Below are 13,189 nucleotides of genomic sequence, written 5' to 3'. Positions count from 1 at the left end.
ATGTCCCCGCCTGCTCTTATTGCATGAACCAGCCGTGGCTGACCACCAGCGACTGACCCGTCAGCGCATTGGTCGGGAAGCCCGCGAACATCAGCGCGGCCAGCGCCACGTCGTTGGTGGTGGTGAATTCGCCGTCCACCGTTTCCTTGAGCATCACGTTCTTCACCACTTCCTCTTCGGTGATGCCCAGCGTCTTGGCCTGCTCGGGGATCTGCTTTTCCACCAGCGGCGTGCGCACGAAGCCGGGGCAGATCACGTTGGCGCGCACGCCGTGCGCCGCGCCTTCCTTGGCCACCGTCTTGCACAGGCCGATCAGACCGTGCTTGGCCGTGACGTAGGGGGCCTTGAGCTTGGAGGCTTCCTTGGAGTGCACCGAGCCCATGTAGATCACGCTGCCGCCCCGGCCTTGTGCGTACATGTGCTTGAGGCAGGCGCGGGTGGTAAGGAAGGCGCCGTCCAGGTGGATGGCCAGCATCTTTTTCCAGTCGGCGAAGCTGAATTCCTCGACCGGATGCACGATCTGGATGCCGGCGTTGCTCACCAGGATGTCGATGCCGCCGAAGGCCTTGGCAGCTTCCTCGACGGCCGCATCCACCTGGGCTTCGTCCGTCACATCGACGGCCACGCCGATCGCCTGCGCGCCCGTGGACTTCAGTTCCTCGGCCGTCGCCGTGGCCGCGTCCTTGTTCAGGTCGGCGATCACGATCTTGGCGCCTTCCTTGGCGAAGACGGTGGCGATTTCCTTGCCGATGCCGCTGGCCGAGCCGGTGATGAAAGCGACCTTGTCCTTGAGTTGCATGGAGTTCTCCTCGGTTGATGAATGAATGAACGAACGAATGGCTGACTGGGTGGATGGATGGGCAGGAAGCGGTTCCGGTCGGGCTCAGACCAGATAGTCGTGCTCCACGGTGCCGAGCGCCAGCGTCATGTCGGCGATGTAGTGCACGGCGGACTCCACTTTAAGCACCGGCAGGTCGGCCACGGGTGCCAGTGCATGCGGGTGCAGCTCCAGCGACGCGGGCGCCGTCCATGCGCCGTGCAGGTTCACATCGACCATGTGGTAGCGCACCAGCTCGCAGATGCGCGGCGTGCCATCGACGTGGGGAATGATCTTGAGCAGGAAGTTCGGCTGCGCGATGCCGGCCAGCACCGGGCCGGGATCGAGCTGCCGGTGCTTGAAGCCCATGGTGGCGCTGGCCACGCGCACGCGGCCATAGTCCAGCGTGCCGACGATCACATCGGTCTCGTAGCGGAAGGCCGGCTGGGCCAGCTTCTTCGGAAAGCCCCAGAGCTCGCGCCCGCCGGCGATCGGCGGGTGGTCGTTGAGGTACATCGAATGCACGTAGGCGCCTTGCTCCACGCCGCGCGCGGTGCGCAACTGCACCGGAATCACCTGGCCCGACTCGGTGTAGTCGCCGAAGCCCGTGGAGTCGGGCATGCGGATGAATTCGTACTTCACCACCGGCTCGGTCACTTCGAGCGGCTCGGGCACCACGGCGCGCAGCGCATCCATGTCGGTGCGGTAGGTGATGACCATGAACTCGCGCCGCACGAAGCGGTAGGGTCCGGGCGGAAAGGCCGGGCTGGTCAGCGGCATCGCGAAGGCCTGGCTGCGAACGTCTTCGATCTTCATGGCTGCATTCCTGGGCAGTGGTGGCACACAGTGTGGATCGCGGCACTTAGCCCGGACTTAAAGAGGCAGGAGGTACGCTGCATCGCACCGTATCGCAACGTATCGCACCGAGCCGTCTTCAGCGCTTGCCGCGCCCAGTGGCCGAGTCCGGCGTGAGGTCCAGCTTCGGCCTGCGCACGGGGGCAGCGAGGCCGTCATCCGACAGGTCGAACGTGGTGACGCCGTGCTGCGTCTGGCGATCCAGCCAGTCGGGGTGCGAGAGCGTGTGGCGCATGTCGCGCATGCCGGCCTCCCAGTGGTCGAGCACCGCAGCGCGCGAGAACTCGTAGTCCTTGGAGTCCAGCTCGTAGGGCCGGTGGCGGTAGATGAGGTGGACGATCTCGATGGGCTCATGCCGGAGCTGGGCGCACAGCGCCTTCACGCTCGGGTCGTTGCGCAGTTGCTGGGGCAGCTTGGCCATCAGGTCCGACATGGCCTGCTGCAAGTTGACGTTGGCCGACAGCGCATCGGTATTGAGCCGTGTGCGGCTGGAATACATGATGTCCTTCTGCCGCTGCGCGACTTCAGACATCGTGCTCGGCACGTTGCCCCGGGCGCTGAAGAGATCGACCTGCAGCACCTGCAGCGGCCGCGTGCGGGGGTGCATGTCCAGCACGTACTGCAGAGGCGTATTCGACACTACGCCGCCGTCCCAGTAGTCCTCGCCGTCGATGTGGATGGCCGGGAAGCCCGGCGGCAGCGCGCCGCTGGCCATGATGTGCTCGGCGCGCAGCGGCTGCTGCTGGCTGTCGAAGTACACCGAATTGCCGGTGCGCACGTTGACCGCGCCCACGCTCAGGCGCGCATCGCCGTGGTTGATGCGGTCGAAGTCGATCAGCCGCTCCAGCGTGTGCTTGAGCGGGCTGGTGTCGTAGTAGCTTGTGGTGGGGGCGTTGCCTCCCAGCAGCGCCAGGGCCGGCTCGCAGCGCGGCCGGAAGAAGCCGGGGATGCCGAACAGCACGGCCGTGGCGGCGCTCCACTGGTTGAGCACCGTGCGGTCGCAGAACGGGCCGGGCGGGGTCTGCTGGCCCCAGCCGGAGGACACCTGATTCCAGAATTCGCGCAGCCGGGCCACGCGGTGCTCGGGCGCATTGCCCACGATAAGGGCCGCGTTGGTGGCGCCGATGGACACGCCCGCGACCCAGCCGATCGTCGTGGAGGCTTCGGCCAGGGCCTCGTACACGCCCGCCTGATAGGCACCGAGCGCACCGCCGCCTTGCAGGACCAGGGCCCGGTCGGCCGAGCCCAGGGAGGGGCCATGCCCGGAGCCGGGCCGGGTGGAGGTGGAGCGGGAGGCGGTGGGGCGCATACCCCATTGTGGTGGGGCAGCCATGGAAGGTTCCGCGGTGTCGGCAGCCAAAGCGCAGTCATGCGGCTTTGTCTTACAGAGCAGGCGGTCGCTCGGAGTACAGGGGCGGCGCACCCGTGGTCCCCTCAGCAGGAATCGAACCTGCATCTAGCGCTTAGGAGGCACTCGTTCTATCCATTGAACTATGAGGAGACAGCCCGCCATTGTAGAACGCACTCCGGCCCTGTCTCGGGCTGGGGCGGGGTGCCTGACAGGGAGGCTGATTGCTATTTATTAAATAGCATGATGCGCCCATTCCACCTGGGCTGGAGATCGATTTCTGCCTGAAACCCTGCCGGTGGCACTGGCAGGGCCTGCCGGGCTCAGTTGTAGCGCAGCGTGTAGATCAGATCCACCGCGCTCTGCGCGCCGGTCTGGCCGCGCAGGGTGAGGCGCCGGGACAGGTCATAGAAGATGTAGAGCGTGCCCAGGGCGCCCGAGAGACTGCGCTCATAGGTCACATACAGGTCCTTGGACAGGCGCTTGCCGAAGGTCAGCGCTGCTCCGCTGGCGTCTTCGCCGCTGCCGGGGCCGCGGAAACCGATCTCGTCCAGGCCCAGGCGGCGGGCGAAGTTGCCCGAGCCGCCGTCGCCGTTGCCGCTGAGCAGCGCGAGTGCGGCCTGTTGCAGCAGCGCGGCTTCGGCTCCGCCGGCGGCGGCGCTGCGACCCAGCACCACCCAGGAGAGCTTTTCGGCATCGGGCAGGTCGGGGTCGGAGTACAGGCGCACGCGGGGCATCTTGGCCGTGCCGCTGACCTGTACGCCGGCCCGCACGCTGATGTTCGGGCGGATGGCCAGCACGTCCAGCGCGGGGTTGTCGTAGGGACCGTTGAAGCGCAGCAGGCCGGTTTCGACGTCCAGCGACTGGCCCCAGGCGCGGTAGCGACCCTGGACGGTGCGGATCTCGCCCGTCACGCGCGGCGGCGCGCCGGCGGTGCTGGTGCTGCGGATGTCCAGATCGCCGGCCAGGCGCGTGGTGATGCCGTAGCCCTGCAGCGCGAAGTCATTGCCCAGGTCGAGGGTGATGGCGATGTCCGGCGGGCGGGTGGCTTCGACCCGGGCCTCGGCCTGGGCGGCCTTCAGGGCCTGCGCCATGGCCTCGCGGTCCTTCGCGGCCGAGCGCACCACCACGTCGGAGCCCAGCGTCGGTGCGCCGGCCTCGGGCAGGATGATGGTGGCCCGGTCGGTGGTGAGCTTGCCGCGCAGCGTGAGCTGGCCGTTCTGCAGCCGCGTCTGCACGTTGCCCGAGATGCTGACCTGCCGGTCGGCGCGCACCAGTACCTGCAGGGCGCGCGCCTGGGCGTTGAAATCCATGGCGATGCCGGAGCCGCCTGCGGCGCCGCCCTGCGCACCGGCCCACGAAACGGTGCCCGTGCCCGTCAGCGTGCCGCCGCTTGTCGGTGCCGGGGTGAGGTTGCCGCTGAAGCCCGGGATGCGGGCGTTGCTGCCCTGCCCGCCGTTCACGCGGAATTCGGTGATCTCCAGCCGGTCGCCGCGCAGCACGGCGCGCATCCGGCCATCCTGCAGATCAACGCCGTCGAGCAGCGAGCGCACGGCCATCTGGTCGGCGCCCAGCGTGCCGTTCCAACGCGGTGCGGTGCGGGTGCCTGACAGGGTGGCGTCGGCCTGCAGCGTGCCTTTGACGCGCCAGCCCGGCGGCGCGAGGGCGGACCACACGCCTACGTCGGGCAGCTGCGCTTTGACGGTGGCCGCGAGTGGCGCATCGACCGGCCAGAGCCAGCCGCCGTCCGTCCCGCGGGCGAGCCGCGTGCCGCCATCGGCCTGCAGCCGGCCGGCGCGCTCGCTGTCCCACAGCAGGCGGGCGCGCACGGCATCGCCTTCGGCGTCGATGCGCATTTCGGCCTGGCGGATACCGGCCATCGTGCCCGAGCCGTCGCCTACCTGCGCGGCGCCCTTGCCCGCGCCTTGGCCGCTGCTGCGCACCACGACGGTGGACGGCACGCTGCCGATATCGCCGGCCAGGATGCGCAGGTCGCCGCTCGCGCGGCGCACGGTGGCGCTGGCGCGCAGGGTGTCACCCAGATCGATGCTCCACTCGCCGCCCAGCACCACATTGCTGGACAGGCCCAGGCGCTGCAGCCAGGGGCCGTCGTTGCCGGCGAAGGCATCGGCCCAGGACGTGGGCAGGCCCTGCAGTTCGCCCTGCGTGCGCAGCTGCACGCCGCCCTTGGCGGTCTGTGCGAAGCGCACGGGCTGCCAGTTCAGGCGGGCCGTGCCGGGCAGGGGCCCGGTCACGCTGGCGCCGCCGGCCGAGGTTTCGATCAGCAGGGTGGGCTTTTGGCGCGCCGTCACCGAGAGCGGCTGCGCGAGCTGCAGCGTCCACGGGCCGGGCTGCTTGTCGATGGAGGCCACCACGCGCAATTCGCCGATCTGGGCGCGCCAGTTGCCCGGCGCGCCGGCATGGCCACCACCGGCACGCAGTCGCAGGGTGGCGCGTTGCTCGCCCTGGCGCAGGTGGCCGTCCCAAGCCAGGGTGAATTGCTGGAGCGATCCCGAAAGATTGGCCTGTACGTCGGTCAGTTGCAGGGATTGCGGGCCGGTGTTGGTGCCCGGCCGGGGCGGCAGATCGGCCTTCAGGCGCGGGGTGTCGAGCTGGGCCTGCAGCGTGAAGCCGCTGCCACCTGCACCGCCTTCAGGGGCCGCACCGCCCAGGAGGCCTGCCGCGTGCAGCTGCCGCTGCAGCGTCTGCCAGCCGCCGTTCCAGCGGGTGGCCAGGGTGGCGTTGCCTTCCAGCAGGGCGCCCTGCAGCGCGCCTGCGCCGCCGGGCAGGGTCTCGATCCAGCGCTGAAGGCGCTGGGCATCGGCCACCTTCAGGTCCATCGTGCCGGCGCCGGAGCGTGGTGCCATCTGGCCGTTGGCCTGTAGGCTGGCGCCGGGCACGGCGGCCTGTAGCTGGCCCCGGCCGGAGAGGCCGGCGGTGTCGATCTGCACCTGCCGTGCGCTGATCTGGGCCTGCAGCCCGTCGAGCTGCAGGCGGGCCAGATCCAGCCGGCCGTCGCGCCAGCTGCCCTCGGCGGCCAGGCGGTCGATGCGCAGCGGAGCGGTGCCGGCCGGCCGGCCGCCGGTGCGCGCTGCAGCGGCGGTCGCGCTGCGCACGTCTGCCGTGAAGCGGATGAGGCCGTCGTCGTCGCCGCGAGCGGTGGCGGTGCCGGAGAGCGGCGCGCGGTCGAGCGTGCTGTACACGGCGTCGGGGCGCAGGTCGCGTAGCTTCACGCGGCCCTGCAGGGCGCGGGTGGCGGGGGTGTATGTGCCCTCGGCCTCCAGCCGGCCCTGGTTCTCGCCCACGGTGATGGCGGCCTGGGGCACGGTCCACTGCGTGCCGTCGAAGGCGGCGCGGGCCTCGATGGTGCTGGCCGGCAGGCGCTGGCGGTCCCAGGGGCCGGGCAGGGCGTTCTTCAGCTGCGCGGAGATATTCCAGCCGGCGGCGGCGGCGGCCGCGCCGTTGCCCACGGCGGGGCCTGCGGAGGTGGCGGCCGTGGGCTCGGCGCGCACCTCGCCGCTCAGGCGGGTGACGGGGGCCTGTGGCCAGATCGCGGCCAGATCCAGCGCGCGCAGGGCGGCCTGGGCCTGCAGCAGCGGCTGCGGCGCCCACGGGGCGATCTGGGCCTGCACGTCGGCCTGCATGGGCTCGGCGGGCAGCACGGGTGCGGCTGCCGTTGCGGTCTTGCGCGGTGCCGGCTCTGCGGCGCGTGCCGCAGCTGCCGATGCTGGTGGGGCCGCATCGCCGTCGCCGAGCGACGAGCGCAGCTGCGCTGCCACCTGCAGGCGCGCGGCCTCCGTGGCCAGCGTGCCCTGCACGGTGGCGTGAACCGTGGCCTCCAGCTCTGCGCCGCCGCCGGGTGGGGCGGTGCGGACCTTGCCGTTCAGCTGCGCGTCGAGCGGCATGGGTGCCTGCGCGCCCAGCGTGGCGCGGCCGAAGTAGCTGCCTTGGGCGATGTCGATGTTCTCGATCACCAATTGGTGGCGGCTGCCGTCGTAGTCGTAGCGGCCCGCCAGCTGAGCGATGTGGAGCGGCTTGGATGTGGGCGGGGACCACACCAGCTGGTCGATGCGGAAAGGCAGGTCCACCTGCACGGGCAGCGGCAGGCTTTGCAGCGGCTGCACGGGGCCGGCGGCCTTTTCGGTGGCCTGCGGGATCATCTGCACGCGCGCCGCATGCACTTCGCCCAGCTGCACCCGGCGGCCCAGCACCAGCGGCGCCAGGCGCCAGCCGATGCGTGCGTCATCGACTTCCACGGCCAGGCCCGGGCTGCTCCAGCGCAGCCAGCCGATGCGCCCGCCGCCACGCAGCGAGCCGGTGACGTCGCGGCTCTCCAGCGTCTGGCCGGCAGGCAGGTAGCGGGCAGCGCGGCTCAGGGCGGCGGCAAGCGAGGTGTCGCTGCCGGCCCACCACCAGGCGCCGCCAAGCACGACGGCCAGCAGTGCGAACAGGGCGGCGATGGTCCAGCCGGCGATGCGCCAGCCGCGGCGCTGACGCGGCGGGGGCCGGGGCGCCACGGCGGCAGCGTAGGGGTTCGGTGTCTGGTGTGTGGCCATGCGGGTGTCGGCGCGCACGCCTGGTCCGGGAAAAAAGATGATGGATTAGAAACTGAAGCCCAGCCGCAGGTGCAGCCGCACCTCCTGGGTCTTCACGCCATAGGCCACGTCGGCTTGCAGCGGGCCCACCGGGCTGCGCCAGCGCAGGCCTGCGCCCACGCCCACGCGGGGCTGCAGCTCGCCCACACGGTCGGCCACCGCGCCGGCATCGATGAAGACGGCGCTCTCGAAGTCGGTGCGGTTGCCGCGCAGTTCGATGGGGCGCTGCCATTCGACGCTGCCCACGGTCATGTAGCGGCCGCCGTAGAGCGTGTCGTTGTCGGTGCGCGCACCGATCTTGCGGTAGCCGTAGCCGCGCACGGTGGTGTCGCCACCGGTCAGGAACAGCTGGGTGACGGGGATGTTGGCGCCTTGGCGGGCGAGCACGGCGCCGCCTTCGGCGCGCAGCGACAGCCGGCTGCCGCGCTTGATCCCCTCGCCCATGTCCACCGTGCCCAGCGGCACGAAGCCTTGCCAGCGCAGCAGAGCGCGGATGAAGGGGGCGCGCTCGGGCCGCAGCGTGGTGCCCACGCCCAGCTCGGCGCCCAGGCCCCAGCCGCGCGTGGGAGCGGTGTTGTTGTTGAAGTAGCGGCCCGTCCAGCCGTAATTGGCGCTGACCGCCGAGCTGGAGGGCGGGGCGCTCTCGCCCTGGCTCTTGGCGATGTCGTACTGCAGGAAGTAGCTGCGGTCGATGCGGTCGGTGCTCTTGGTGCGGCCGCCTCGCACCCGGCCGCTGTTGACCTCGTAGCTGCCCGTGGTCTCGCGCTGCACCTGTGCGCCGGTGAACCAGCGCCAGCCGGATTCTTCCGGTAGCGCCGTCCACTCGGTGGAAGCGAGCTTGTTCTTGCGGTCCACCGACAGCTTGCTGACGGCACGCCAGCCCAGCCAGGGCATGCGGTTGTGGACGTGGTCCAGGCTCAGGCGCGGGCCGCTGTCGGTGGAAACGCCCACGCCGAAGACGACCTTCTGCAGCGGCGCCTCGCGCACCTGGGCGACCACCGGCGCGGCCTGCGGGTCGTTGCCATCGGTGTCGAGCGAGAGGAACACCGCGTCGTAATAACCGCTGCTGGCCAGGCGCTGCTGGGCGTCGAGCAGCGCCGATTCGCTGTAGTCGGAGCCGACGGGAAGCCGGGCGATGCGTCGTGCGCCATCGGGGTCGTAGCGCTCGCTGCCCGACACGCGCATCGGGCCGAAACGGTAGGCAGGGCCGGGGTCGTAGGTGACAGAGAGCTTGGCTTCGCTCTTGTCGGCGTCGATCTCGGCGCGGCTCGCATCGACGCGAGCGGTGGGGTAGCGCCGCGTCTGCAACTGGCGCAGGCCCTGCGACTTGGCGCTGTCCCAGGCTTCTTGCGTAAAGGGCTGGCCGGGCGGCAGCGACCAGCTGCGCTGGATGCTCGCGCGCCGGTTGGCGAAGCGGGGGGCATCGGCGCTTGGGCCGGTAAAGCGAATGTCAGCGCTTTGCACCACGGTGCGCGGCCCGGGAGCCACCGTCACGGTGATGGTGCGCGGCGGCTCATCGGGTGCGGCGCTCTCGCGCATCTCGATGGTGATGGTGGGGCTGAAATAGCCCATCGTGCCCAGCAGGTCACGCGCGTTGGTGTCGGCCGCGCCCAGCAGGCGCGACAGTTCGCTCGCCTGCAGGCCGGGCAGCTTGCGGTAGCGTTGCAGCTCCATATACCGCGTGAGGTATTCGGCGATGTCCTTGGGAGCCTGCACCTGGAGGGAGAAGGCGTCGGGCGCGTTGGCATCGCCCAGCGTCTGCGTGGCGTTCGCGTCGCTCTCGGCATCGTCCTGCTTGCCGCCCGGCAGCAGGCTGCAGCCCTGCAGCGCCAGCACCCCGCAGATCAACGGCAGCAGCAAGGACCGGCGGAGCATGAGGCAGGGCCGTCGCAATGCGGTGGAGAGAAGTGCTTTCAAGAAAGGGAGCCCGAAGAATGGTGGCGCATGGTGTCAGCTTAACGTGCTGCGCCGCGCCCTCGGGCTTCCATCCCGCCCGTAGGACTATTTCGACAAGAGCCGCATCGCCTCCTCCAGGCCCTTGAGGGTCAGCGGGAACATTCGCTGGCCGAGGATCTGCTGGATGATGGCGATGCTCTGGCGGTACTGCCACACGCCCTGGGGCTCGGGATTGATCCAGGCATGGCGCGGGAAGGCATGCAGCAGGCGCGAGAGCCACTCGGCGCCGGCTTCCTCGTTGTTGTATTCCACGCTGCCGCCGGGCTGCAGGATCTCGTAGGGGCTCATGGTCGCGTCCCCCACGAAGACCAGCTTGTAGTCCTTGTTGTACTTGCGGATGATGTCCCAGGTCGGGAACTTCTCGGCAAAGCGGCGGCGGTTGTTCTTCCACATGAAGTCGTAGACGCAGTTGTGGAAGTAATAGAACTCCAGGTGCTTGAACTCGCTCTTGACGGCGGAAAAGAGCTCCTCCACGCGCTGCACGTGCTCGTCCATGGTGCCGCCCACGTCCATGAGCAGCAGCAGCTTCACGTTGTTGTGGCGCTCCGGGATCATCTTGATGTCCAGGTAGCCCGCGTTGGCGGCCGTGCTGCGGATGGTGTCGTCCAGATCCAGCTCCAGCGCATTGCCTTCGCGCGCGAAGCGGCGCAGTCGGCGCAGCGCCATCTTGATGTTGCGCGTGCCCAGCTCCTGCGTGTCGTCGTAGTCGCGGTAGGCGCGCTGGTCCCAGACCTTGACCGCGCTCTTGTTCTTGCCGGGGCCGCCGATACGCACGCCCTGCGGGTTGTAGCCCCCGTGGCCGAAGGGGCTGGTGCCGCCGGTGCCGATCCACTTGCTGCCGCCCTCGTGCCGCTCCTGCTGCTCTTCGAGGCGCTTCTTCAGCGTCTCCATCAGCTCGTCCCAGTCCATCTTTTCGATGGCGGCCTTCTGCTCGGGCGTGAGCTCGCGCTCCAGCACCTGGCGCAGCCAGTCGGCCGGAATCTCCTTGCGGAAGTCGGCCACCATCTCCACGCCCTTGAAGTAGGCGCCGAAGGCCCGGTCGAACTTGTCGAAGTGCTTCTCGTCCTTGACCAGCACGGTGCGGGCCAGATGGTAGAAGTCGTCGAGGCTCCAGCCGTCGTCCGAGCGGGGGCCCACCACCCCGGCCTGCAGGGCCTCCAGCAGTGTCAGGTACTCCTTCACTGAAACGGGCAGCGCGGCGGCGCGCAGCGTGTAGAAGAAGTCGATCAGCATGCCCGGTGCTTCCTGGTGTTCAAGGATCTGGATGGCCGGTTGCGCGCGTCAGGCCTGGGCGTGGCGCTGCAAAAGATAGAGCAGCTGGGCGCGGGCCTCGGGCCATTCGCCGCTGCGCATGCTGTACATCACGGTGTCGCGGATGGTGCCGTCGCGCCGCAGCGCGTGGCCACGCAGCACGCCGTCCTTCCTGGCGCCCAGGCGCTCGATGGCGCGCTGCGAGGCGAAGTTGAAGTTGTCGGTGCGCCAGCCCACGACGTGGCAGCCCAGCGTGTCGAAGGCATGCGCCATGAGCAGCAGCTTGGCCGTGGTGTTGACGTGCGTGCGCTGCACGCTCTTCGCATACCAGGTCCAGCCGATCTCCAGCCGCTGGAGGGCCGGCACGATGTCGTGGTAGCTGCTGGTGCCCAGCACGCGGCCGGAGGCATCGTCCAGCACCGCGAAGGCGAAGCGGTGTCCGTCGGCGCGGCCCTGCAGCGCCGTTTCGATGTAGGCGCGCGTGTTCTCGGGCTCGGGCACCGAGGTGATGCGCAGGTTCCAGAGCGCGCCGTCGGCGGCGGCTGCGGCCAGGCCGGCCTCGTGCTCCAGCGACAGCGGTTCCAGGCGCACGCCGCGGCCCTCCAGCGTGACGGGTTTGACGAAAGCAGCTGCTGCCACGGCGTGTTCCTGGCGCTGTCAGCGGTTGCGCTGGTTCATGAAGACCAGCTTCTCGAAGAGGCTCACATCCTGCTCGTTCTTGAGCAGCGCGCCCACCAGCGGCGGCACGGCGACCTTCTGGTCGGCGCTCTGCAGCGCAGCGAGCGGGATGTCTTCGGCCACGAGCAGCTTGAGCCAGTCGATCAGCTCGCTGGTGGAGGGTTTCTTCTTCAGGCCGGGCAGGGCGCGCACGTCGTAGAAGGTCTTCATCGCCACGGCCAGCAGCTCGCCCTTGAGTGTGGGGAAGTGCACAGCCACGATCTGGCGCATGGTGTCCGCGTCAGGGAACTTGATGTAGTGGAAGAAGCAGCGGCGCAGGAATGCGTCCGGCAGCTCCTTTTCGTTGTTCGACGTGATGAACACCAGTGGTCGGTGCTTGGCGCGGATGAGTTCGCGCGTCTCGTAGCAATAGAACTCCATGCGGTCGATCTCGCGCAGCAGATCGTTCGGGAATTCGATGTCGGCCTTGTCGATCTCGTCGATCAGAAGGGCCACCGGCTGATCGGCGGTGAAGGCCTGCCACAGCACGCCCTGCACGATGTAGTTGCGGATGTCCTTCACGCGCTCGCTGCTGTCGGCATCGCCCAGCTGGCTGTCGCGCAGGCGGCTGACCGCGTCGTACTCGTAGAGGCCCTGCTGCGCCTTGGTGGTGGACTTCACGTGCCACTGCAGCAGCGGCAGGCCCAGCTCGCGCGAGACCTCTTCGGCCAGCATGGTCTTGCCAGTGCCGGGCTCTCCCTTGACCAGCAACGGGCGCTGCAGCGTGATGGCGGCATTGACCGCCAGTTTCAGGTCTTGGGTGGCGACGTAACTCTCGGAACCTTGGAATTTCATGGGCCGTGAATAGGGTAATCGTTGATAAAGGGAGCTGGGGACCCCCTCCTATAATTTCTGCTCATTAGAGAGACAACCACCCACGGAATTGTGCGCGCAAAATGAACAAGACACGGAACACGGTATTCGGCTTGGTTGTCGCGTGTGCGACGGGTGTGGCGCTGGCCGAGGCGGCCAAGGGCGACGTGCAGGCCGGCAGCAAGAAGGTGGCCATGTGCATCGGCTGCCACGGCATCCCGGGCTACCAGGCGAGTTTTCCCGAGGTCTACAAGGTGCCCATGATCTCGGGCCAGGGCGAGGCCTACATCGCCTCCGCTCTCGACGCCTACAAGAAGGGTGACCGCCGCCATCCCACCATGCGCGGCATCGCCGACTCGCTTTCCGAACAGGACATCGCCGATGTGTCTGCCTACTACGCAGGGCAGTCCGTGGGCCATGCCGCGCCGCCGCCCCGGCCCGGCCGCGAACCCAGTGCCCAGGTGGCCGCGCTGCTGCAAAAGGGTGCCTGCGTGTCCTGTCACGGCGCCAACTTCGCGCAGCCCATCAATGCCTCCTATCCCAAGATCGCCGGCCAGCATGCCGACTATCTCTACGTGGCGCTGAAGGCGTACAAGACCGAGAAGAACCCGAAGGTGGGGCGCTCCAACGCCGTCATGGCCGGCGTCGCCAAGCAGTTCACGAATGCCGAGCTCAAGGCGATGGCGGGCTACATCGCTTCGCTGGATGGCGATCTCCAGGTAGTGCCGCAGCCGCGCTTTCGCTGAAATACGGTCTTCGCGGCCGCCCAGCCATCTGTCTTTCCAGGGCCCGGATCGACCGGGCCTTTTCTTTTTTCTTTCTGGCGCGTGGGGCGTC

At 69.0% G+C, this 13,189-nt stretch carries 9 protein-coding genes and 1 tRNA gene; 1 reads left to right on the top strand and 9 read right to left on the bottom strand.

The genetic code is table 11. The annotated features are described in order from the left end of the window. Nucleotides 1–16: 16 nt before the first annotated feature. From AC3A84_RS18295 to AC3A84_RS18255, 9 genes are all read right to left on the bottom strand, one after another. Complete coding sequence (locus tag AC3A84_RS18295; protein WP_487971442.1) at nucleotides 17–799, bottom strand: 3-hydroxybutyrate dehydrogenase; 783 nt, start codon at nucleotides 797–799, stop codon at nucleotides 17–19. An 84-nt stretch (nucleotides 800–883) separates the two neighbouring features. Continuing rightward, nucleotides 884–1,633 (bottom strand): acetoacetate decarboxylase, encoded by a 750-nt coding sequence (locus AC3A84_RS18290; RefSeq protein ID WP_487971441.1) that lies wholly within the window; start codon nucleotides 1,631–1,633, stop codon nucleotides 884–886. 118 nt (nucleotides 1,634–1,751) lie between these two features. Then, the gene (locus tag AC3A84_RS18285; RefSeq protein WP_487971501.1) at nucleotides 1,752–2,981 is read right to left on the bottom strand and encodes a DUF3734 domain-containing protein; all 1,230 of its coding nucleotides are present in this window, start codon (nucleotides 2,979–2,981) and stop codon (nucleotides 1,752–1,754) included. Nucleotides 2,982–3,098: 117 nt separating this feature from the next. Continuing rightward, nucleotides 3,099–3,173 (bottom strand) — tRNA-Arg (locus tag AC3A84_RS18280). Between the two features lie 170 nt (nucleotides 3,174–3,343). Next, nucleotides 3,344–7,576, bottom strand: coding sequence for a translocation/assembly module TamB domain-containing protein (locus AC3A84_RS18275; RefSeq protein WP_487971440.1), 4,233 nt, complete (start codon nucleotides 7,574–7,576; stop codon nucleotides 3,344–3,346). A 45-nt stretch (nucleotides 7,577–7,621) separates the two neighbouring features. Beyond that, the gene (locus AC3A84_RS18270; RefSeq protein WP_487971439.1) at nucleotides 7,622–9,490 is read right to left on the bottom strand and encodes an autotransporter assembly complex protein TamA; all 1,869 of its coding nucleotides are present in this window, start codon (nucleotides 9,488–9,490) and stop codon (nucleotides 7,622–7,624) included. Nucleotides 9,491–9,616: 126 nt separating this feature from the next. Continuing rightward, nucleotides 9,617–10,804 (bottom strand): vWA domain-containing protein, encoded by a 1,188-nt coding sequence (locus AC3A84_RS18265; protein WP_487971438.1) that lies wholly within the window; start codon nucleotides 10,802–10,804, stop codon nucleotides 9,617–9,619. Between the two features lie 48 nt (nucleotides 10,805–10,852). Next, nucleotides 10,853–11,461 carry a GNAT family N-acetyltransferase gene (locus AC3A84_RS18260; protein WP_487971437.1) on the bottom strand — a complete coding sequence of 203 codons (609 nt, stop codon included), beginning with the start codon at nucleotides 11,459–11,461 and terminating at the stop codon, nucleotides 10,853–10,855. An 18-nt stretch (nucleotides 11,462–11,479) separates the two neighbouring features. After that, entirely contained in the window at nucleotides 11,480–12,334 is an 855-nt protein-coding gene (locus tag AC3A84_RS18255; protein ID WP_487971436.1) for an AAA family ATPase, read from the bottom strand. A gap of 101 nt (nucleotides 12,335–12,435) precedes the next feature. On the opposite strand from AC3A84_RS18255, the gene AC3A84_RS18250 reads away from it, so the two are divergent. Further along, complete coding sequence (locus AC3A84_RS18250; RefSeq protein ID WP_487971435.1) at nucleotides 12,436–13,098, top strand: c-type cytochrome; 663 nt, start codon at nucleotides 12,436–12,438, stop codon at nucleotides 13,096–13,098. The last annotated feature ends 91 nt before the right edge of the window (nucleotides 13,099–13,189 follow it).

Source organism: Paracidovorax sp. (assembly GCF_057642795.1).
The sequence above is the reverse complement of the archived record's forward strand: the minus strand, read 5'-3'. Positions and strand labels throughout refer to the sequence as shown.